17 protein-coding genes are annotated in these 19,115 nt (G+C 71.9%); 10 read left to right on the top strand and 7 right to left on the bottom strand.

The features are described from left to right. Positions 1-90: 90 nt before the first annotated feature. From ABZ845_RS03745 to ABZ845_RS03755, 3 genes are all read right to left on the bottom strand, one after another. Positions 91-1,374 (bottom strand): MoxR family ATPase, encoded by a 1,284-nt coding sequence (locus ABZ845_RS03745; RefSeq protein WP_360972606.1) that lies wholly within the window; start codon positions 1,372-1,374, stop codon positions 91-93. A gap of 142 nt (positions 1,375-1,516) precedes the next feature. Next, positions 1,517-2,971 carry a hypothetical protein gene (locus ABZ845_RS03750; RefSeq protein WP_360972608.1) on the bottom strand — a complete coding sequence of 485 codons (1,455 nt, stop codon included), beginning with the start codon at positions 2,969-2,971 and terminating at the stop codon, positions 1,517-1,519. A gap of 126 nt (positions 2,972-3,097) precedes the next feature. Next, on the bottom strand, positions 3,098-3,919 hold the full coding sequence (locus tag ABZ845_RS03755) for a MaoC/PaaZ C-terminal domain-containing protein (RefSeq protein ID WP_360972610.1): 822 nt from the start codon (positions 3,917-3,919) through the stop codon (positions 3,098-3,100). Between the two features lie 387 nt (positions 3,920-4,306). Between ABZ845_RS03755 and ABZ845_RS03760 the strand changes: the two genes are divergently transcribed. The 3 genes from ABZ845_RS03760 to ABZ845_RS03770 all read left to right on the top strand — a co-directional run bounded on the left by ABZ845_RS03760 (position 4,307) and on the right by ABZ845_RS03770 (position 8,729). Beyond that, positions 4,307-6,160 carry an AMP-dependent synthetase/ligase gene (locus tag ABZ845_RS03760; RefSeq protein WP_360973063.1) on the top strand — a complete coding sequence of 618 codons (1,854 nt, stop codon included), beginning with the start codon at positions 4,307-4,309 and terminating at the stop codon, positions 6,158-6,160. A 149-nt stretch (positions 6,161-6,309) separates the two neighbouring features. Next, complete coding sequence (locus ABZ845_RS03765; RefSeq protein ID WP_360972612.1) at positions 6,310-7,380, top strand: DUF1259 domain-containing protein; 1,071 nt, start codon at positions 6,310-6,312, stop codon at positions 7,378-7,380. A 143-nt stretch (positions 7,381-7,523) separates the two neighbouring features. Then, on the top strand, positions 7,524-8,729 hold the full coding sequence (locus tag ABZ845_RS03770; protein WP_360972614.1) for a cytochrome P450: 1,206 nt from the start codon (positions 7,524-7,526) through the stop codon (positions 8,727-8,729). A gap of 217 nt (positions 8,730-8,946) precedes the next feature. On the opposite strand, the gene ABZ845_RS03775 is transcribed toward ABZ845_RS03770, so the two are convergent. Next, the gene (locus tag ABZ845_RS03775; RefSeq protein WP_043442843.1) at positions 8,947-9,150 is read right to left on the bottom strand and encodes a cold-shock protein; all 204 of its coding nucleotides are present in this window, start codon (positions 9,148-9,150) and stop codon (positions 8,947-8,949) included. 380 nt (positions 9,151-9,530) lie between these two features. Between ABZ845_RS03775 and ABZ845_RS03780 the strand changes: the two genes are divergently transcribed. Both ABZ845_RS03780 and ABZ845_RS03785 read left to right on the top strand, forming a co-directional pair. Continuing rightward, entirely contained in the window at positions 9,531-10,379 is an 849-nt protein-coding gene (locus tag ABZ845_RS03780; protein ID WP_360972616.1) for a menaquinone biosynthesis protein, read from the top strand. Between the two features lie 97 nt (positions 10,380-10,476). Then, positions 10,477-12,162 carry a serine/threonine-protein kinase gene (locus tag ABZ845_RS03785; RefSeq protein WP_360972618.1) on the top strand — a complete coding sequence of 562 codons (1,686 nt, stop codon included), beginning with the start codon at positions 10,477-10,479 and terminating at the stop codon, positions 12,160-12,162. A gap of 152 nt (positions 12,163-12,314) precedes the next feature. Here the strand turns inward: ABZ845_RS03785 and ABZ845_RS03790 are convergent, their stop codons facing one another. Beyond that, positions 12,315-12,875: a hypothetical protein gene (locus ABZ845_RS03790; protein WP_360972620.1), complete on the bottom strand. Its 561-nt coding sequence runs from the start codon at positions 12,873-12,875 to the stop codon at positions 12,315-12,317. Between the two features lie 172 nt (positions 12,876-13,047). Between ABZ845_RS03790 and ABZ845_RS03795 the strand changes: the two genes are divergently transcribed. The 4 genes from ABZ845_RS03795 to ABZ845_RS03810 all read left to right on the top strand — a co-directional run bounded on the left by ABZ845_RS03795 (position 13,048) and on the right by ABZ845_RS03810 (position 16,572). Next, positions 13,048-13,773, top strand: a complete 726-nt coding sequence (locus ABZ845_RS03795; RefSeq protein WP_360972622.1) for an A24 family peptidase — start codon at positions 13,048-13,050, stop codon at positions 13,771-13,773. A 117-nt stretch (positions 13,774-13,890) separates the two neighbouring features. After that, complete coding sequence (mqnC, locus tag ABZ845_RS03800) at positions 13,891-15,105, top strand: cyclic dehypoxanthinyl futalosine synthase (protein WP_360972624.1); 1,215 nt, start codon at positions 13,891-13,893, stop codon at positions 15,103-15,105. Positions 15,106-15,112: 7 nt separating this feature from the next. Continuing rightward, on the top strand, positions 15,113-15,766 hold the full coding sequence (locus tag ABZ845_RS03805) for a hypothetical protein (protein ID WP_360972626.1): 654 nt from the start codon (positions 15,113-15,115) through the stop codon (positions 15,764-15,766). Positions 15,767-15,876: 110 nt separating this feature from the next. Next, on the top strand, positions 15,877-16,572 hold the full coding sequence (locus ABZ845_RS03810; RefSeq protein WP_360972628.1) for a demethylmenaquinone methyltransferase: 696 nt from the start codon (positions 15,877-15,879) through the stop codon (positions 16,570-16,572). A gap of 18 nt (positions 16,573-16,590) precedes the next feature. Here ABZ845_RS03810 and ABZ845_RS03815 read toward each other — a convergent pair whose 3' ends face one another. Both ABZ845_RS03815 and ABZ845_RS03820 read right to left on the bottom strand, forming a co-directional pair. Beyond that, positions 16,591-16,929, bottom strand: a complete 339-nt coding sequence (locus ABZ845_RS03815; protein WP_360972630.1) for a PASTA domain-containing protein — start codon at positions 16,927-16,929, stop codon at positions 16,591-16,593. 140 nt (positions 16,930-17,069) lie between these two features. Further along, entirely contained in the window at positions 17,070-17,576 is a 507-nt protein-coding gene (locus tag ABZ845_RS03820; protein ID WP_360972632.1) for a GNAT family N-acetyltransferase, read from the bottom strand. Between the two features lie 144 nt (positions 17,577-17,720). Between ABZ845_RS03820 and ABZ845_RS03825 the strand changes: the two genes are divergently transcribed. After that, positions 17,721-19,010, top strand: a complete 1,290-nt coding sequence (locus tag ABZ845_RS03825) for a geranylgeranyl reductase family protein (RefSeq protein WP_360973065.1) — start codon at positions 17,721-17,723, stop codon at positions 19,008-19,010. Positions 19,011-19,115 lie beyond the last annotated feature (105 nt).

Below are 19,115 nucleotides of genomic sequence, written 5' to 3' on the forward strand. Positions count from 1 at the left end.
TCGGCACGGTGGCACCCACCGGCCGGGGTGGCGCGGGCCGGGTCATGGGGCGGGGCAGCGGGCGCGGTCCCGGGCGCTTCACGGACCCCGTCATCGGTGTGCCCTCGCCGTACGTCCGGCGCCGGCCACGGCCACGGCGCGTTCCACGGACCGGTCCGCCCGTCGTGCGAGACCGATCACCCCGGTCAGCCGCTCGACCGCGTCCGGCACCTCCCAGTCGTCGCGCCGCAGCGAGGCCAGCATCGTCGCCGGGGCGACGAGCAGGTCCGGGGCGCCGGTCTCCAGCGCCCTGATCAGCACCGCCCAGCCGGCCTCCCACCGCGCCCGCTCGGGCCGTGCTCCGACGGCCGCCACCACCGCCTCCAGTGCCGCCTGGCGCAGATCGCCCCGTTCCGGCAGCTCGGCGGAGGCCGGATCGGCCAGCAGCGACTCCGGATCCGGCAGGTCCATCCGGTCCAGATGGGCGAGGAGTTCCAGCCCCGGGCCGTCCCCCACGGCGCCCCGCACCAGCAACGCGAGTACCTCCCGGGAGACGGAGGCCGCCGTGCCGAACGCCAGCAGGGTCAGCGCGGCCTCCCAGCTCCTGGGCGAGGGCCAGGCACCGCCGCGCCGTGTCTCGCTGTTCGGCAGCCGGTGGATCAGCGTCGGGCGGACTTCCAGGAAGCCAGGGACCGCGCGCCGGGCGAAGGCCACCGCCTCAGCCAGCTGCTCCGGCACCAGCCGGGGCAGCTCAGCCCGGGGCCAGACCCCGCCGAGCCCGCGCACCACCACCTCCCGGTCGTGCACCCAGTACAGATGCACGAACCGGTTGGCCAGCGGCGCGCTCAGCTCCCAGCCGTCCGCCGCCGACGCGCGCGGGTTGGCGGCGGCCACGATCCGTACCCCCGGCGGCAGTTGCAGCGCACCGACCCTCCGCTCCAGGACGACCCGGAGCAGTGCGGCCTGCACGGCGGGGGTGGCGGTGGAGAGTTCGTCCAGGAAGAGCAGCCCACGCCCGGCCCGGACGAGCTCCACCGCCCACTGCGGCGGCGCCATCGGTACGCCCTGCACCGCCGGATCGTCGCCCACGATGGGCAGCCCGGAGAAGTCGGACGGCTCGTGGACACTGGCGATCACCGTCGTCAGCGGCAGGTCCAGGGAGGCGGCCAGCTGTGTGAGGGCCGCGGTCTTGCCGATGCCCGGCTCTCCCCACAGCAGCACGGGCAGATCGGCCGCGACGGCCAGGGTGAGCGCTTCGAGCTGCTCGTCGGGGCGCGCCTCGGTGGTGGTGGTTCGCAGAAGGGTCAGGAGGTCGTCGGCGAGGGCGAGTTGCGTTTCGGTTCCGGGCGCGTCGGGGGCCGGGAGCCGTGTGGGCAGAAGGGTGCCAGAAGTCATGGGATCACCTGGGAAGCGATGAGGGGACGCGAGGTCCCGGAGGCCATGGAGGTGTGCCGCGCGGAATGCGTCGCGGACTTGGCGTGCGATGTTCGATGTGCGGTGCTTGATGTGCGGTGAAGGGTGGCGGCCGGGGGGCCGGTCAGCGCTGCAGGGCGATTCGGGGCCGGGTCCGCCTGCTCAGCCTGAGGCGCATCGCGTGGGGCGTATGCCGGCCGAGCCGTGGACGACGGCCCGCCGCCTTCGTACGCCCGGTGCCCGACGCGTACGTGTCGTCGTTCCCGACCCCGGACGCACCGGCGGCGGGATGCCCGGCGACCAGTCCCGCGCGGAAGAGCCCGTGGTCGAGACGGCGGACCGCGGCCGACTCCAGCGCCTCCCGCAGCGGCCCGTCGCGCAGAACCGCGCGAGGACCGAGCAGTCCCTCGACCACGGCCAGCGCCCCGGTGACATCACCGTGGCCGAGCCGCTCGCGGACCGCGGGGAGTGCCTCAGGGGTCCGGTGCACCGCGTCGATCGCCCGCAGACAGGGCAGGGCGGGGCCGCCGAGTGCCACCAGCAGTTCTTCCCTGCGCAGTTGGGCGGGGTCGTGGTCGACCGCCGTCAGCGTCCCGTCCCGCAGTTCGATCCGGTGGATCTCGCCCCGGCACTCCACCCTGTGCGGATCGCCGGGTGCGGGTGCGGGTGCGGGTTCGGCCATCGGCGCCGGGCCGGATGCCGCCAGTCCCGCGGCGACGAGCGGATGCAGCCGTTGGGCCGTGATCAGCCCGGCCCGCAGCAGCTCCAGATCCGGCAGGACCCGCGCCGCCGCCTCGGGCAGCAGCGGAAGCGCCGCGACCTCCTGCGGCGGCGTCTCGCGCAGCGGCAGGCAGATTGGGGCATGGCTGTCGTCCGGGGCGACGAGGTGGAACACGCCGTGCCTGCGCGCACCGAGTCGCACGGCGAACGCCTCATGGGGCCGTCCCTCGGCCCGCAACAGCAGTTCCGCTTCGTCGGCCCAGCGCGCCGTCGCCCATGTGGAATCGCCCGGGAGCGCGCCCACGCCGCAGCGCCGCGCGAGTTCGCCGCTGTGCTCGGCGTCCCAGAGGTGCCGGTGCAGGTCGAGGCGGAAACGCCGGTCGGGATGCGGGTGCGGATGCGGGTACCGAGGGTGCTGTCCGGGTGTGCCGCTCCCGCGCTCCTCCCACAGGGCCAGGGACATCCGCTGTCCGGCGTCCGCCCAGGCCGGCGGCGTCCGCACCACCAGCTGCGGCGCGGTGGTACCGCCGGAACCGGGGTAGCGGGCGAGACAGACGGTGAGGCCGGGCCGTAGCCGCCCGTCGGGGGCGATCCGGGGCATGTGCCAGCGGAGCAGATCCGGCACCAGCCGGCGCAGATCCGTACGGAGACGGGTGACGAGTTCGGTGCCGTGGCGGTGGCGCACGGCGCGCAGATCGAGATCGATGTCGATCCGGGCGGCGGCGCAGGCCCCCGCCCAGTCGCCGACCGCACGTCGTGCGGCAGCGGTCTCGATCATTGACGGTGGTACGGCGTACTCGCGCACGCGCTGCCACATCGACAGGTGGGCCGGAATCCCGTTCGCGAAGTGATGTGCCATCAGCACTCACCTTGCGCGGACGATTCCCCCGATCCATGAGAGGAGGTGTTCTTCATCGCCCGCATCCTAGGCACGCCGATGATGTTCTGTCAGCCCCATTTGGACCGCCCGGCGGTGGCGGGCGGCTCAGCCGGTGAGCGGGCGGATCTCGCCGCGCAGGTGGAGTCTGTCCCCGCCCCGCAGTTCGAAGCGCCCGCCGTCGGCCGCGTAGGTCACGGTGCCCGGCAGCAGGACCGGTGCCCTGAACTCCGCGCGGATGCGCACCGCTGCGGGGGCCGGCTGCTCGGCCAGGCAGCGGGCAACGGTCCACATGCCGTGCGCGATGGCTCGCGGGAAGCCGAGGAGGCGGGCGGTCAGCGGGTGCAGATGGATCGGGTTGCGGTCTCCGGAGACGGCCGCGTAGCGCCGGCCCACGTCGTCGGCCAGCCGCCACTCGGCCAGGACGGGAAGGGGGTCGTGGCCGGGCGGCCGGGCCTCGGTCCGGACGGAGACGGGGGTGCGGTGCCGGGCCAGGTAGGTACTGGTCGACTCCCACACGATCCGGTCCCCGCTCCGGGCCTCGGTGACGACGACCGCCTCCGTGCCCCGCCGATGGGGTGCCAGTGCCGCCACCCGCACTCCGACCGCGTAATCCTCCGCCGGGTCGAGCCCCGCGCGCTGTGTGATCTCGATGGAGGTGTGCACCAGCCCGATGAGCGGAAGGGGGAACTCCCGGTCCGCCATGATCCGCATCGCGAGCGGAAATCCGAGGACATGCGGGTAGGTGACGGGCAGCGCGTCGACGCCGGTGGGGAACCCGCACACGCGCTCGTAGGCGGCGAGCCGGCCGGGGCCGACGCGTGCGGCGGGCAACTCCAGCCGCGTACGGGGAAAGTCCGCGTCGGGCCGGGGGTGTTTGAAGGGGGAGAGCAGGGCGCCACGGGCGAGGACGGGGAGGAGGGACGGCACAAGGGCTCCTGGATCGCTGGGCGTGAGGGCGTGTGCGCGTTGCCCTGAGTGATGTTACCCGGGGTAATGGCTTGTCGGGGGTCGCGCCGAAGCAAGCCGCACAGGCTCCACAGGCCTGGCTCCGTACCCTCCCGGAACCCGCACAGACTCCCCACGCGGGAGCCGTACGATCGCGGTCCTGACCGGCGGTAACAGCGAGCCGCGCCCTCCCGCCGGTGAACATACCGGTGCGCACCGCCCGTACCTCATGCAGCAGAGCAGTGCGTAGCTGCCGCCCCCAGGAGCTGCCCCATGCCTATTTCGTACTCGTCGGCGCCCCGTCCCGCCGCACCGGCCGAACTCGACCTCGACCTCGACCCGGACGGTGGACCCGTGCTCGTGGAGCCGATGACGCGGCGGCTCAACGGTGAGGTGCGGGAGGCGTATGTGCCCCCGCTGGTGCCGCCGGTCACCCATGGCTCGCTCGCCGACCTGCCGTTCGAGAACGCGGGCGAGGTGCCCGCCCACCGGGTCCTCAGCCGCCGTGACGCGGACGGACGTTGGACGGATGTGACGGCAGCCCAGTTCGCCGGTCAGGTGCTCGCGCTCGCGAAGGGGCTGATCGCCGAGGGGCTGATGCCGGGCGACCGGATCGCGGTGATGGCCCGCACGACGTACGAGTGGACGCTGCTCGACTTCGCCGCCTGGGCGGCGGGGCTGGTGACCGTGCCCGTATACCCCACCTCCTCGCTCTTCCAGACGCGTTGGATCCTCCAGGACTCGGGGGCGGTGGCCCTGGTGACGGAGACGGCCGGCCAGGCGGCGGCCCTCGGTCCCCAACTCAGCCACCTGCCCGAGCTGCGTCATATCTGGGTGATCGAGAAGGGGCATGTCGAACGCCTGGCCGAACTGGGCCACGCTGTCCCGGACCAGGAGGTGGACGTACGCCGGGGTGTCCTCGGCCCGGACACGCTGGCCACCCTCATCTACACCTCGGGCACCACGGGCCGCCCGAAGGGCTGCGCGCTGACCCACGCCAACTTCCTCGCGGAGGTGGACAACGCGACCGAACTGCTGGACCCGGTGTTCCGGGCGCGAGGGGGCAGCGAGCCGTCCACGCTGCTGTTCCTGCCGCTGTCGCACGTCTTCGGCCGCATGGTGGCCATCGCCTGCATCCGCGCGCGGGTACGCCTCGGCCATGCCCCGAGCCTCCAGGCGGAGGACCTGCTGGCCGACCTGGCGAGCTTCAGGCCCACCTTCCTGCTCGCCATCCCGTACATGCTGGAGAAGATCTACAACAACGCGCGTGCGGCGGCCGAACGGGGCGGCCGGGCAGCCCTGTTCGACCGCGCGGCAGGCGTGGCCCGCCGCTACGGCGAGGCGCTGGAGGCCCAGCAGAACGGATCCGGTCACGGCCCGAGCCGTGCCCTGAAGACGGCGCGCGCCTTCTACGACCCGCTGGTCTACCGCCGCATCCGGGGAGCCCTGGGCGGCCGGCTCCGCCATGTAATCTGCGGCGGCTCCCCGCTGGGCCGGGGGCTGGCGGCGTTCTACGCGGGCACGGGCATCCAGATCTTCGAGGGCTACGGGCTGACGGAGACGACCGGCGCGGCGACCGTCACACCCCCGCTCAGGCCCCGGCTGGGCACCGTGGGCTGGCCGCTGCCCGGCACCAAGGTCCGTATCGCGTCGGACGGCGAGGTGCTGCTCTCGGGCGCGCAGGTGTTCCGCGGCTACTGGGACCCGCAGGCGGGCGGAGTGGTTCCGGCGACCCCCGACGGCTGGTTCCCCACGGGTGACATCGGCCGTCTGGACGACGAGGGGTATCTGACGATCACAGGGCGGAAGAAGGAGATCCTGATCACCGCGGGCGGCAAGAACGTGGCGCCCGCGCCCCTGGAGAACTGGCTGCGTTCCCACCCCCTGATCTCGCAGTGCCTGGTCCTCGGCGACGGCCGCCCCTATGTGAGCGCCCTGATCACCCTGGACCCGGACGGCATCGTCCACTGGCGCCAGATGAACGGCAAGCACCCGGTACCGCCGGAAATCCTCGCGGGGGACCAGGAGCTGTACGAGGTGCTCCAGCGCGCGGTGGACGAGGCCAACAAGCTGGTCTCCCGCCCCGAGTCGATCCGCCGCTTCGCCGTGCTGCCGGTGGACTTCACGGAGGAGGCCGGCCATCTCACCCCGTCGATGAAGCTGCGCAGGGAAACGATCATGCGGGACTTCGCCACCCAGGTGGAGGAGCTGTACGCCCCGTAGGGGACGGAGCGGCCGAGTGGCCGGCCGGTGGTGAGTCCGGACGAAAATCGCCCGGATGCCGGGGGCCGGTTGGGCCACCCGGGTCCAGCCGGGGCCGGGATGGCGGGTGCCCGCCGTCCTGCGTGCTTCCATCCCCTGAGGAGGCTCGTATGAAGGCTGAGGACCGGCAGGGGCCCATCCGTCCGCAGGGGAGTGCGGGAGGCTCACACGGCGCGGGAACGGCGGGCGGCGCGGGGAGCGCGTCGCGGCGCAGGATGCTGGCCGCGCTCGCCCTGCCCCCGCTCGCGGCCGGGGCGCTCGCGGCGTGCGCCGATTCCACGGAGGCGGTCAGGCGCGGCGGGCCCGCGGGGGACACGGCGACCGTCAGGCCGGTCCGCACCACGCTCGGCGACTGGACCGGGGTGTCCGACGCGCTGGGCCGGACGGGTGACATGAAGCAGGGCTTCATGTACCACACGGGGTTCCCGCGCAGGGACCTGACGGTGGTCTCCCACGGAGTCGTGGTCAAACCGGCTCTGGCCCTGGCCTCGCACGTGGCGTTCGTGCGGTACGCCGACGGGAACGTGCTGCTGATGGGCGACGTGGCCGTCACCGAGGGCGAGCTCCAGGGGTACCTCGACGCCCTGAACGCGCACGGCATCGAACAGACGGCGATCCACAAACACCTGCTCTCGCAGACCCCGGACATCTGGTGGATTCATGTCCACGCCCACGGCGGCGACCCGGTCGCCATCGCCCGCGGTCTGCGCGCCGCGTTCGACCGCACGGGCACACCGCCGCCCGCATCGCCCGGTCCTCCGTCGAGGTCACCGGACCTGGACACCGCCGGGATCGACGCCGCGCTGGGCGTCAAGGGCAGCTTCGACGGGGAGATCTACAAGAGCACGTTCATCCGCCGCGAGACCATCCTCGACGACCACATGGTGCTGCCGCCCGGCCTGGGCTCGACCACCGCGCTGAACTTCCAGCCCCTCGGCCGCGGCCGTGCGGCGGTCAGCGGCGACTGCGCGATGACCGCGCAAGAGGTCCGCCCGGCCCTGGCCGCCCTGCGCAAGGGCGGGGCCCAGCTGGTCGAACTGCACAACCACGGCCTGCGCGACGACCCCCGCCTGTTCTTCGTCCACTTCTGGGCGGTGGGCGACGCGGTCGCCCTGGCCCGGGGCTTCAGCCCGGCGGTGCACACGACGAACGTCAGGCCCTTCACACCCCCCACGGTCTGACTGCGTCACCGCCGGCGTCCGGGTCCGGTGCCGGTGGCCCGCAGGGCCAAATAGCGCACGTGGCGGTGTCCCGGCGGTTCCGCGGGGCGTGAACGGCATATCCATGGAATGCCTGTACACGGCGGAGAAGGGAGAACCGCGCGATGACCTCAGACAGCGAAGCAATCGCCTGCCCGTTCGATTTTAGTGACGCCATGGAGTTCGACCCGGCTCTGGCGGCGCTGATGGCCCGCGAGTCCATCACGCGCATCCGGCTGCCGTACGGCGACGCCGACGCCTGGCTGGTCACCGGATTCGAGGCCGTGCGCCGGGTGACCACCGATCAGCGGTTCAGCCGGGCCGGGATCATGGGGTTCGACTATCCGCGGCTGACCCCGGAGCCGATCGTCTCCCCGGAGTCGATCAATGTGATGGACCCGCCGCACAGCAGCCGCCTGCGCCGCCTGGCCTCCCAGGCCTTCACCAAACGGCACGTCGAGCTGATGCGGCGCAAGATCACCGTACTCGCGGACACCCTGCTGGAGGAGATGGCCGAACAGGGTCCGCCAGCGGACCTGGTCCACCACCTGTCGAACCAGCTGCCCCAGCAGACCATCTACGACGTCCTCGGCATCGACCGCGAGGACTGGCCCCGGATGCAGCGCAGCGCGCACGATCTGCTCACCACCGGCCCGGACAGCCGCGAGAGGGCCGCACACGCCAAGGCCGACCTGCGGGAGTACTTCGGCGGACTCGTCGAGCGGCGCCGGCACACCCCAGGGGACGACCTGATCAGCGCGCTGGCCGCCGCCAAGGACGGCGAGGACACCCTCGACGACCAGGAGCTGGCGGTCATGGCGCTGACGCTGGTGCTGAGCGGGCAGGACACGGCCACCTGCCAGATCAGCAACATCTCCTACGTCCTCCTGACGCGCCCCGAACTGATCGAGCACCTCAGGAACCGGCCGGAGACCCTCACGGAGGTCATCAACGAGCTGCTACGCGTCATCCCCTTCCGCAAGGGGGTCGGCATTCCCCGGGTGGCGCTGGAGGACGTGGAGATGGAGGGCGTGCGGATCCGGGCGGGTGACTTCGTCCATGTGTCGTACCTGACCGCGAACCGTGACGCCGGCCGCTATCCGGACCCGCATGTCATCGACCCGTCCCGGCCCCCCGCGCCGCACATGACGTTCGGCTGGGGCGGACACCGGTGCATCGCCGTGCCGCTGGCCATGGCCGAGCTGGAGGTGGCCATCGGGCGGCTGCTGGAGCGGTTCCCGTGGCTGCGGCTCGCGGTGCCGCCCGAGGAGGTGCGCTGGGACACGGAGACGATCCGCCGCTTCCCGCACGAACTGCCCGTCGCCTGGTAGGACGGGCCCGGCCGGAGGACGCATACGCGAAGGCCGTTCGGGCAGGCGAAGGGTGCACGGGCGGAAAGGGAGGGCGTATGGGCATAAAAAGCAGGAGCCCCCTGCGCCTGACGGCGCGTGGGGCTCCTTGGGTACTGCTGTCCGTTCCGGATCACAGCATTCGGGCTCGGAGAGCCGAAAGCCAGGAACCGGAGACCGAAACTCCGAGACCGATGGCTCAGATGGCGGTGACGTTCTCCGCCTGCGGGCCCTTCGGGCCCTGCGTGACGTCGAAGCTCACCTGCTGGTTCTCCTCAAGCGAGCGGAAACCGTTCGCGTTGATCGCGGAGTAGTGGACGAAGACGTCGGGGCCGCCGCCCTCCTGGGCGATGAAGCCAAAGCCCTTTTCGGCGTTGAACCACTTCACGGTTCCGGTAGCCATAAGCCCTCCTTGGGCCCAAAGGGTTGCCCTGCTCCAGAACCTGCAAGTGTGAAAACTAAAGCGCCGCACAACTGCACGTCTCTGAAAACGACGAGAGCCCGCGGTCACATGCTCCGCAGGCTCTGTACTGCAAGGAAACCAAACTGCAACTTGCGGGCGAGCCTAGCACGCGGGCAGCCGGAAGCAATAGAGGTCAAGATCACTTCACCCGGATGTTTGAGTGGGCGGTGAGCTGGATTGACGCCGTGCGCCGCGCCGTACACGGCCCTGTGCGTCGCATCGTAGTCGCACAGGTGGACACCAGTGGTCCGTGGGATTTCCGGAAACCACATGCGCACCCTGGAGCCGGCACGGTATCTCACTGGGTCTAGTCTCGCGATGTGGACAATTCTCGCAGCCGGCCCCGCGTCGGTCACATCCAGTTCCTGAACTGCCTGCCCCTGTACTGGGGGCTCGCGAGAACCGGCACGCTCCTCGATTTCGAGCTGACCAAGGACACCCCCGAGAAGCTCAACGAGCAGCTGGTGCGGGGTGAGCTCGACATCGCGCCGATCTCGCTGGTCGAGTTCCTCAGGCACGCCGACGAGCTGGTGGCCTTCCCCGACATCGCGGTCGGCTGCGACGGCCCGGTGATGTCCTGCGTGATCGTCTCCCAGGTCCCCCTGGAGCGGCTGGACGGCGCCAAGGTCGCCCTGGGCTCCACCTCACGGACCTCCGTACGCCTCGCCCAGCTGCTGCTCGCCGAGCGGTACGGGGTGACACCCGACTACTACACGTGCCCGCCCGACCTCAGCCTGATGATGCAGGAGGCCGACGCCGCGGTACTGATCGGCGACGCCGCCCTGCGCGCCAACCTCCTCGACGGGCCGCGCTACGGCCTGGACGTGCACGACCTCGGCACGCTGTGGAAGGAGTGGACGGGCCTGCCGTTCGTCTTCGCCGTGTGGGCGGCGCGCCGCGACTACCTGGAGCGCGAGCCGGTCATCACCCGCAAGGTGCACGAGGCGTTCCTGGACTCGCGGAACCTGTCCCTCGAGGAGGTCACCAAGGTCGCGGAGCAGGCGGCCCGGTGGGAGGCCTTCGACGAGCGCGTCCTGGAGCGCTACTTCACCACGCTCGACTTCCGGTTCGGCGGACCGCAGCTCGCGGCCGTATCCGAGTTCGCCCGGAGGGTCGGTCCGACGACGGGCTTCCCGGCGGACGTGAAGGTGAAGTTGCTGGAGCCGTAGCGGAGTTGCCCCGGGCCCGCCCGCGAGCGCCCGGCAGCACCGGCCGCCCCGCCGGGGACTACCCTGCTGGGAGTCGTACGGGGGAGGGGTGGACGCCATGCAGCCGCTGGAGGCCGGTGAGCCCACCGTAGTGGGTCCCTACCGGCTGCTCGGCAGACTGGGATCCGGCGGGATGGGCCGTGTCTACCTGGGACGCAGCGCGGGCGGGCGCACGGTGGCCGTCAAGGTCGTGCACCCGCACTTCGCTCTGGACGAGGAGTTCCGCGCGCGCTTCAGACGCGAGGTGGACGCCGCGCGGAGAGTCGGCGGCGCCTGGACCGCGCCGGTCCTCGACGCCGATCCGGAGGCATCCGTGCCGTGGGTCGCGACCGGGTACGCGGCGGGCCCGTCCCTGGCCGCGGCGGTCGCGGACGGCGGCCCGCTTCCGCCATCGTCCGTGCGGGTGCTGGGAGCGGGACTCGCGGAGGCCCTGACGGCGGTGCACGGCCTCGGCCTGGTGCACCGTGATGTGAAGCCGTCGAACGTCCTGCTGACCCTGGACGGACCACTCCTCATCGACTTCGGCATCGCCCGCGCCACGGACAGCACGGCATCGCTGACCTCCACGGGCGTCTCGGTCGGCTCGCCCGGCTACATGTCCCCCGAGCAGATCCTCGGCAAGGACGTCGCGGGCGCGGCGGACGTCTTCTCACTGGGCGCGGTACTGGCCTACGCGACGACCGGGAATCCCCCCTTCACCGGCGACTCGTCCGCGACACTGCTGTACAAGGTCGTCCACGAGGAGCCGGAACTCGGCGGGCTGGAGGGCGAACTGAGGGAGCTGGTGGCCGAGTGCCTGGCCAAGGACCCGGCCGCGCGCCCCGCGCCCGAGGAGGTCGCCGGGCGGCTCGCACCGCAGGGCGCGGCCCGGCAGGTGGCAGCGGGCTGGCTTCCGGGCCCTCTGGTCGAACAGGTCAGCCGCAGCGCCGTACAGCTGCTGAACCTGGAGGCGGGGGAGGTGGTGCAGTCGGGGCCGGTGGGCTTCAGCAGGGTGTCGACGGGGCAGCCCTCGGAGGCGGCCGCGCCTGAAACGCCGTTCCCCGGGGCGCAGTCGGCGGCGCCGCCCGCCGGAGCGTTCGGCCCTCCGCCCGACATGAAGGCGCCTCCCGCGCCCTCCGCCCACCCGGAAGGGGCCGGGGACCGTCCCGCGCCCGGCAAGCTCTCCGTGAGTCTGGCGGCGACCTCGGACCCGGGTGCCACAGGACGTGGCCGACGGGTGAGCTGTACCGTCGCGCTCGCCGTCGCGGGGGCGCTGGCCGCGGTGACGGTCGGGGCGGGCTTCGTCCTGGGGATGTTCGGCAAGGGCGGTGCGGGCGGCGACAGCGCGGCCCGGAGACCCGCCCCCTCCCAGGCCGCGACGCAGGCGACGGACCCGGCGGGCGCCGAGCAGTCCGGCGTGCCCGCCCGCTACCTCGGCATCTGGGAGGGCGACTCGACGGCACTGGGCGGCACCCTGCCGTCGGGAACGTTCCGTGTCACCATCCACCAGGCCGCCGTGGGCGAGAAGATCGGCACCGCACGGCAGACCGACCAGATCGGCGGCGTTTGCGAGGACGTGCTCATTCTGAAGAAGGCCACGAAGACACAGCTCGTCGCGACGACCGTGCCCCAGGCGGGCAACCGGGCGGTGTGCACGAAGGGCGGACATCTCGCGCGCCTGACTCCCCTCGGCACGGACCTCAAGCTGGAGATGGACGACGCGGCGGCGGGAAGCCCGGTGGCCCAGCTGACACGGATCAAGTAGCGGCGGAGCGTGGGCTGTTCCCGGTGGAGTCCGAACTGTGCGACTCGGGCCCCTGGCGGTGAGGCAGTTCCATCCCGGCCGAGCCCGAGGGCAGGGTCCAACCGCCGGGGCGATGGGGCGACTTGGCCAGACGTCCCGGTCCCCACGGTCCTTCAGCCCTTGCACGGCCCGTCGACAACGGATCCGGTGCCGGCCACCGTGTCAGGAACGGTGGCGCAGACCTGCTTTCCGCTGTCCGGTTCGGTCACCGTCACATGCCCGTTCAAGGAGAAGGAGTCCCCTTCCTCAGCCGTGTACCCGGCTGGGGTGAACGCTGTCGGCGAGTTGCCCAGTGCGTCGCGCGGCGAGGTGCTGCACGGCGACGGAACGTATGTGGCGGTGCCGCCGGGCGTCTGTCCGCCCGGGTAGAAGAAGGTGGGCCGGGGGGAGGCGGGGTCGCAGTCCCGGGCAACTCCCAGTGCGTCATCGATGATCCGACGGCCGGCCCCGTGCAGCCCGTCGCTCGTCCGCCGCACCTCGATGGAGTGGACCAGCAGCCCGGCTCCGCCCAGAAGGCACAGAGTCAGGCCGAGTCCGAACAGCCATCTGATCAGAGGTCCGGCATCGCCTGTCCGCCGGGTCAGCGCGGCGGAGACCGCGGCGGTGAGGACGACCACTCCACCGGCCCCGAGCAGGGCCCTGGCAGGCCCGGTCGGGAAGGGGCCCGTGTGCATCCCCTGAGGCGGTATCCATTGGGCAACCACTGCCTGCGACGCCCCCGTTCGATCACATCGGCCGTCAGCCTAGTGCCGCGGCAGGGCGCCGGTGTCCGGCGGGTCGTCCACTTCCGGCGTCCCGCCGCGAAGGACGTGGTCCGCCCGGCCGGGGCGTGCGTAGGGTGGGCCCGTGGATCTCGATCTCTGGCCCGCCGTCGCCGCCGCGGTGTGGGGCGCGGCGACCGGGACACTGGTGCCCCGCGCGGCCTACCGGCTCTGTGTCGAGCCCGGGCAGCCCTGGCGGGACCGGTGTCCGGGCGGGCATCCCATCGGCGGGTGGGTGGGCCGGGCCCGGTGTGCGGACGGGCGGGCGTACGGCCCCGGGAGCGTGTTCGTGTGCGCCGTCACCGCACTGGTCTGCGCGGCCCTCGCCCTCGCCACCGGAACCCGCCCGGAACTCCTGGTCTGGCTGCTGCTTGCCCCGGCAGGCGTCCTGCTGGCACTCGTGGACTTCAGGGTGCAGCGGCTGCCGGACGTGCTCACCCTGCCGCTGGCCGCCCTCGCCCTGGCCCTGCTCGGCGCCGCGGCCGTCCTGCCCCGGCACGCGGGCGACTGGCTCACGGCGCTGCTGGGAACCCTCGTCCTCGCCGGCACCTACTTCCTGCTCCGCCTCGTCAACCCGAGCGGCATGGGCTTCGGCGACGTCAAGCTGGCGCTGGGCCTCGGGGCGGTGCTCGGCTGGTACGGCTGGCCCACCGTGGTGCTCGGGACCTTCGCCGGATTCCTCTTCGGAGGGCTGTACGGGCTCGGGCTGGTCGCACTGCGGCGTGCCGGGCGGCGGACCTCGATCCCGTTCGGGCCGTTCCTCATCGCCGGGGCCTTCGCCGGGCTCCTGGTCGGGGCGCACGCCGCCTGAGGCCTGTCTCGGGACCTGCGCCGCCTGACGTCGGTGCCGTGAAGCCGCTGGCGTAGGCTGGCCCGGTCCGTCCATGACCCTTACGTCCGTCCGCAATCCATACGAAGGGGACGCCCGGTGACCGAGAAGGCCGACCTCACGCCCATTGATGTCACAGCCGTCCTCGACCGTGCCGCCGCAGGCGGACGGATCACCCCCGAAGAGGCGCTCGTCCTCTACAGGGACGCCCCGCTGCACGCGCTGGGCGCCGCTGCCGACGCCGTACGCCGCCGCAAGTACGCCGGTATCGAGCACATCGCGACGTACATCATCGAGCGGAACATCAACTACACGAACGTGTGCGTCACGGCGTGCAGGTTCTGTGCCTTCTACGCGGCTCCGAAGGACACGGACAAGGGCTGGACCCGCGACCTCGACGACATCCTGCGCCGCTGCGCGGAGACCGTGGAACTCGGCGGCACCCAGATCATGTTCCAGGGCGGCCACCACCCGGACTACGGCGTCGAGTACTACGAGAAGCACTTCCGCGCCATCAAGGACGCCTTTCCGCAGCTGGTCATCCACAGCCTGGGGGCGTCCGAGGTCGAGCACATGGCGCGGATCTCCGGCGTCTCGGTGGAAGAGGCCATCACGCGCATCCACGAGGCCGGTCTCGACTCCTTCGCCGGCGCCGGTGCCGAACTCCTGCCCGAGCGCCCGCGCAAGGCCATCGCCCCGCTGAAGGAGAGCGGCGAGCGCTGGCTGGAGATCATGGAGGCCGCGCACAACCTGGGTGTCGAGTCGACGTCCACCATGCTGATGGGCACCGGCGAGACCAACGCGGAGCGCATCGAGCACCTGCGGATGATCCGTGACGTCCAGGACCGCACGGGCGGCTTCCGGGCCTTCATCCCGTACACCTACCAGCCCGAGAACAACCACCTGAAGGGCCGCACCCAGGCGACCCTCTTCGAGTACCTGCGGATGATCGCGATCGCCCGCCTCTTCCTGGACAACGTGCGGCACATCCAGGGCTCGTGGCTGACCACCGGCAAGGAGGTCGGCCAGTTGTCCCTGCACTACGGCGCGGACGACCTCGGCTCGATCATGCTGGAGGAGAACGTGGTCTCGTCGGCCGGGGCGAAGCACCGCTCCAACCGGCTGGAGATCATCGACCTGATCCGCAAGGCGGGCCGTGTCCCCGCCCAGCGCGCCACGACGTACGAGCACCTCGTCGTCCACGACGACCCGGCGAACGACCCGGTGGACGAGCGCGTCGCGTCCCACATCTCGTCCACGGCCATCGCGGGCGGCACGGCCCACCCCGAGCTGAAGCTGCTCACGTCCAACTGACGCGCCGGTGCTGACGATCCACGCCGCCGATCTCCTGGTCACGGGGGACCAGCGGCCCGCCCTGCCCGGCGGCGCCGTGCTGGTCGACGGCCGTGAGTGCGCGGACGTCGGCCCCTGCGAGGAGCTCATGGCGGCCCATCCCGCCGCCCGGGTCCGGCGCTGGCCGGGACTCCTCACACCGGGGCTGCTGAACCCGTACGGGCCCGAACTGCTGGAGCACGCCTACCATCCCGATCCCCGCGAAGCCGACGAGCTCGGAACCGAGCCGCTCACGGGCGACGCCCTCGCCGCGCTGGCCATGAGCGACGCGCGCCGGGGCGCCAGTGCGCGGCGCGGTGTGCAGCGGATGCTGGCGCACGGGACCGTCGCCGTGGCCGGGGAGCTGCGGCGTCCCGCCGTGGTGGACGCGGTGCGCCGGGCGGGGGTGTCCCTCGAGGAGCGCTTCGGGCGTCCGGTGTCCCCGCCGTCCCTCGATCCCCTGGCCGGGCGGCCCCTGGAGGAGGCGATGGCGCCGTCGCCGCTTCCGCCGCGCGGGATGCCGGGCCGGGACGCGACCTTCGCCGTGTTCGACGTTCCGGACGAGACCGCGCTCGCCGCACGCGGCGCCGGCACCTGTGTGGCTACGGTCGTCGCGGGGCGGCTGGTGTACCGGCGCCGCTGAACCGCCCGCTGTGCTCACCGGCGCGCCGTTGCGGCGCCGGCCGGGGCGAGCGGCGGCACGCGGCCCGGGTGCCTGATCCGCGCCGGGCCCGTACTGCCACAATGGGGACCGTGACCCGCGCATCCCTGGACAAGCAGCCGCACGAAGTCGCCTCGATGTTCGACGACGTGGCGGAACGGTACGACCTCACCAACGACGTGCTGTCGCTCGGGCAGGACCGGGTGTGGCGCAAGGAGGTCGCGAAGGCCGTCGACGCGCGGCCCGCTCAGAAGATCCTGGACCTGGCGGCGGGCACGGCGACCTCGTCGCTCCCCTTCACGCGCACGGGCGCGTACGTGGTCCCCTGCGACTTCTCGCTGGGGATGCTCCAGGTCGGCAAGAAGCGGCATCCATGGCTGCCGTTCACGGCGGGCGACGCGACCAGGCTGCCCTTCAGGGACGACACCTTCGACGCCGTGACGATCTCCTTCGGACTGCGCAACGTGCAGGACACGGACGCGGCCCTGCGCGAGCTGTACCGGGTGACCAGGCCCGGCGGACGGGTCGTGATCTGCGAGTTCTCGCATCCGACCTGGACGCCGTTCAGGACGATCTACATCGAGTACCTGATGCGCGCGCTGCCGCCGGTGGCCCGTGCGGTGTCGTCCAGCCCCGACGCGTACGTCTACCTCGCCGAGTCCATCCGCGCCTGGCCCGACCAGCCCGCCCTCGCCGAGCGGCTGCGCACGGCGGGCTGGTCGAAGGTGGCCTGGCGGAACCTGACCGGCGGGGTCGTGGCACTGCACCGCGGTTTCAAGGCGGACTGAGCACCGCCCCCACGGCCCTCACCTGAGGAGCTCGAAGGCGTCCCCCGGCTCGTCGAGTTCACGCCGCAGTCCGCCGGGCGGCGGCAGAGGCAGCCGCGGTTCGCGCACTCCCGCGCCTCCACCACCCTCGCCCTCCCCGAGGTCGAACCACACGGTGATGACGGCCCCGCGCGGCACCTCGGTGCCGGGCAAGGGGTATTGGCGTACGACGTAGTCGACGACGGTGCGGTGGAAGTCCGGCCGGTCCGGTGCCGCGAGCAGCACGTCCTGCTTCGCGGCGGCCTCGCGCGCGTCCATCGCCATCAGGCCGACCAGCCGTGGCACACGGACTTCGGGTGTTTTGGGTGTTATGGGCACAGATGTCACCCCCAGCGGTACTGGAAGGGTAACCGGCCGAGGGTGCCACCCGGAAGCGTCATGTGTCGTTCTGTAACAGTTGGTTACGCGCCGTCACGGCTCGAGATGTCGCTGCGCTGCCGCACCGCGGCGCCGCGGCGTCACAGGTCGAGCCGGTAGCAGTGCGCGGGTTCCCCGAGCCTCGGGTGCGTGAAGACTTCGGCCAGTTCCATGCCGAGGCGCCGGGTCACGGCTATCGACCGCCTGTTCTCCGCCATCACCATCGCCACGACCCTCGGTACGCCCGCCGCCCGCAGCCGCTCCAGCGTGGTGAGCGCCGCCGCGGTGACGTACCCCTTGCCCCAGTGCTCCCGCCCGAGCCGCCAGCCGATCTCGATCTCGCCCTTCGGACCCCACTCGCCGGGCCAGGGCTGCGCCCCCGTGAAGCCGAGCACCTCGTCCCCTTCGCCGAGCACGGTCCACAGGCAGTAGCCACGCTCCGCGTCGTGCCTGCGCTGGCGGGCGGTGAGCTCCTCGTAGACGAAGAGTTCGGCGGACCGCCCGCCGTAGAACTCCATGACCTCGGGGTCGTTGAAGACCCTGTGCCATACGACGGCGTCCTCGTCGGTGGGAACGCGCAGCCGTACGGCGGGGAGAGCTCGGTTCACGGGGGCAGCCCTTCAGCCGGGGGATCGGTACCGCTGAATAGACTGCCCATGTCCAGTGCCCGTCAGCACGCGCATTTCGCCGAGGATTTCGGCACCGCCGCTGCCGGCGCCGTCGTCGCCTCCGAGTCTTGGGGAGAACCCGCCGTGACCGAGCCCCAGCCCCTTACCGAACACACCGCCGATGTGATCGTCGTCGGGGCCGGACCAGCCGGTTCCACCACCGCCTACTACCTGGCGAAGGCGGGCCTCGACGTCCTGCTGCTGGAGAAGACCGCCTTCCCGCGCGAGAAGGTGTGCGGTGACGGCCTCACGCCCCGCGCCACCAAGCAGCTCGTCTCGATGGGCATCGACATCTCCGAGGAGGCCGGCTGGCTGCGCAACAAGGGTCTGCGCATCATCGGCGGTGGGGCACGGCTCCAGCTGGACTGGCCCGATCTCGCCTCGTACCCGGACTACGGCCTCGTCCGCAAGCGCGACGACTTCGACGAGCAGCTGGCCCGGAACGCGCAGAAGGCGGGCGCGCGCCTGTACGAGCGCTGCAATGTGGGCGCCCCGGTCATCGACGGCCGCACCGGCCGTATCACCGGCGTGCACGTCAAGCTCGGCGAGGAGAAGCGTGAGGTCACCTTCCACGCGCCCCTGGTGGTGGCCGCGGACGGCAACTCCTCCCGGCTGTCACTGGCGATGGGCCTGCACCGCCGCGAGGACCGCCCGATGGGCGTCGCGGTGCGTACGTACTTCACCTCTCCGCGCCATGAGGACGACTACCTGGAGTCCTGGCTGGAGCTGTGGGACCGGCGCGGGGGCCAGGAGCGGCTGCTGCCGGGCTACGGCTGGATCTTCGGCATGGGCGACGGAACGTCGAACGTCGGCCTCGGCGTCCTGAACACCTCGGCATCCTTCAAGGAGCTGGACTGGCGCGAGGTGCTGAAGGCCTGGTGCGCGTCGATGCCTGAGGACTGGGGTTACACCCCCGAGAACATGACCGGCCCGATCCGCGGCGCCGCCCTCCCCATGGCCTTCAACCGCCAGCCCCACTACACCAAGGGGCTCCTCCTCGTCGGCGACGCGGGCGGCCTGGTGAACCCCTTCAACGGCGAAGGCATCGCGTACGCCATGGAGTCGGGGCAGCTCGCGGCGGACGTCATCGTCCAGGCCCTGGCCCGGGCCACGCCCGCCCAGCGCGAACTGGCCCTGCACAACTACCCGAAGATCCTCAAGGACACCTACGGCGGTTACTACACGCTGGGCCGCGCCTTCGTGAAGCTGATCGGCAACCCGAAGGTGATGAAGATCGCGACGCAGCGGGGCCTGACGCACCCGCTGCTGATGAAGTTCACGCTGAAGCTGCTGGCCAACCTTACGGACCCGACGGGCGGCGACGCGATGGACCGGGTCATCAACGGTCTGTCGAAGGTGGCCCCCAAGGCGTAGGCGGCCTCAGGAGGCCGAGCCCCGGCCCGTACGAGCGATGCGCGTGCGGGCCGTCGCCGGTGTCACGAGCGAAGGGCCGTCCCTACCGACACGAGCGAAAGGCCG

Source organism: Streptomyces sp. NPDC047022, from assembly GCF_040644155.1.
In the GTDB taxonomy this organism is placed as follows: Bacteria; Actinomycetota; Actinomycetes; order Streptomycetales; family Streptomycetaceae; genus Streptomyces.

Excerpts from the sequence above, each read along its gene's own strand:
- ABZ845_RS03760 (WP_360973063.1), top strand. The coding sequence starts at position 4,307 with ATGACGCGGCGGCTCAACGGTGAGGTGCGGGAGGCGTATGTGCCCCCG.
- ABZ845_RS03785 (WP_360972618.1), top strand. The coding sequence starts at position 10,477 with ATGCAGCCGCTGGAGGCCGGTGAGCCCACCGTAGTGGGTCCCTACCGG.
- ABZ845_RS03765 (WP_360972612.1), top strand. The coding sequence starts at position 6,310 with ATGAAGGCTGAGGACCGGCAGGGGCCCATCCGTCCGCAGGGGAGTGCG.
- ABZ845_RS03775 (WP_043442843.1), bottom strand. The coding sequence starts at position 9,150 with ATGGCTACCGGAACCGTGAAGTGGTTCAACGCCGAAAAGGGCTTTGGC.
- ABZ845_RS03750 (WP_360972608.1), bottom strand. The coding sequence starts at position 2,971 with ATGGCACATCACTTCGCGAACGGGATTCCGGCCCACCTGTCGATGTGG.
- ABZ845_RS03790 (WP_360972620.1), bottom strand. The coding sequence starts at position 12,875 with ATGCACACGGGCCCCTTCCCGACCGGGCCTGCCAGGGCCCTGCTCGGG.
- ABZ845_RS03745 (WP_360972606.1), bottom strand. The coding sequence starts at position 1,374 with ATGACTTCTGGCACCCTTCTGCCCACACGGCTCCCGGCCCCCGACGCG.
- ABZ845_RS03770 (WP_360972614.1), top strand. The coding sequence starts at position 7,524 with ATGACCTCAGACAGCGAAGCAATCGCCTGCCCGTTCGATTTTAGTGAC.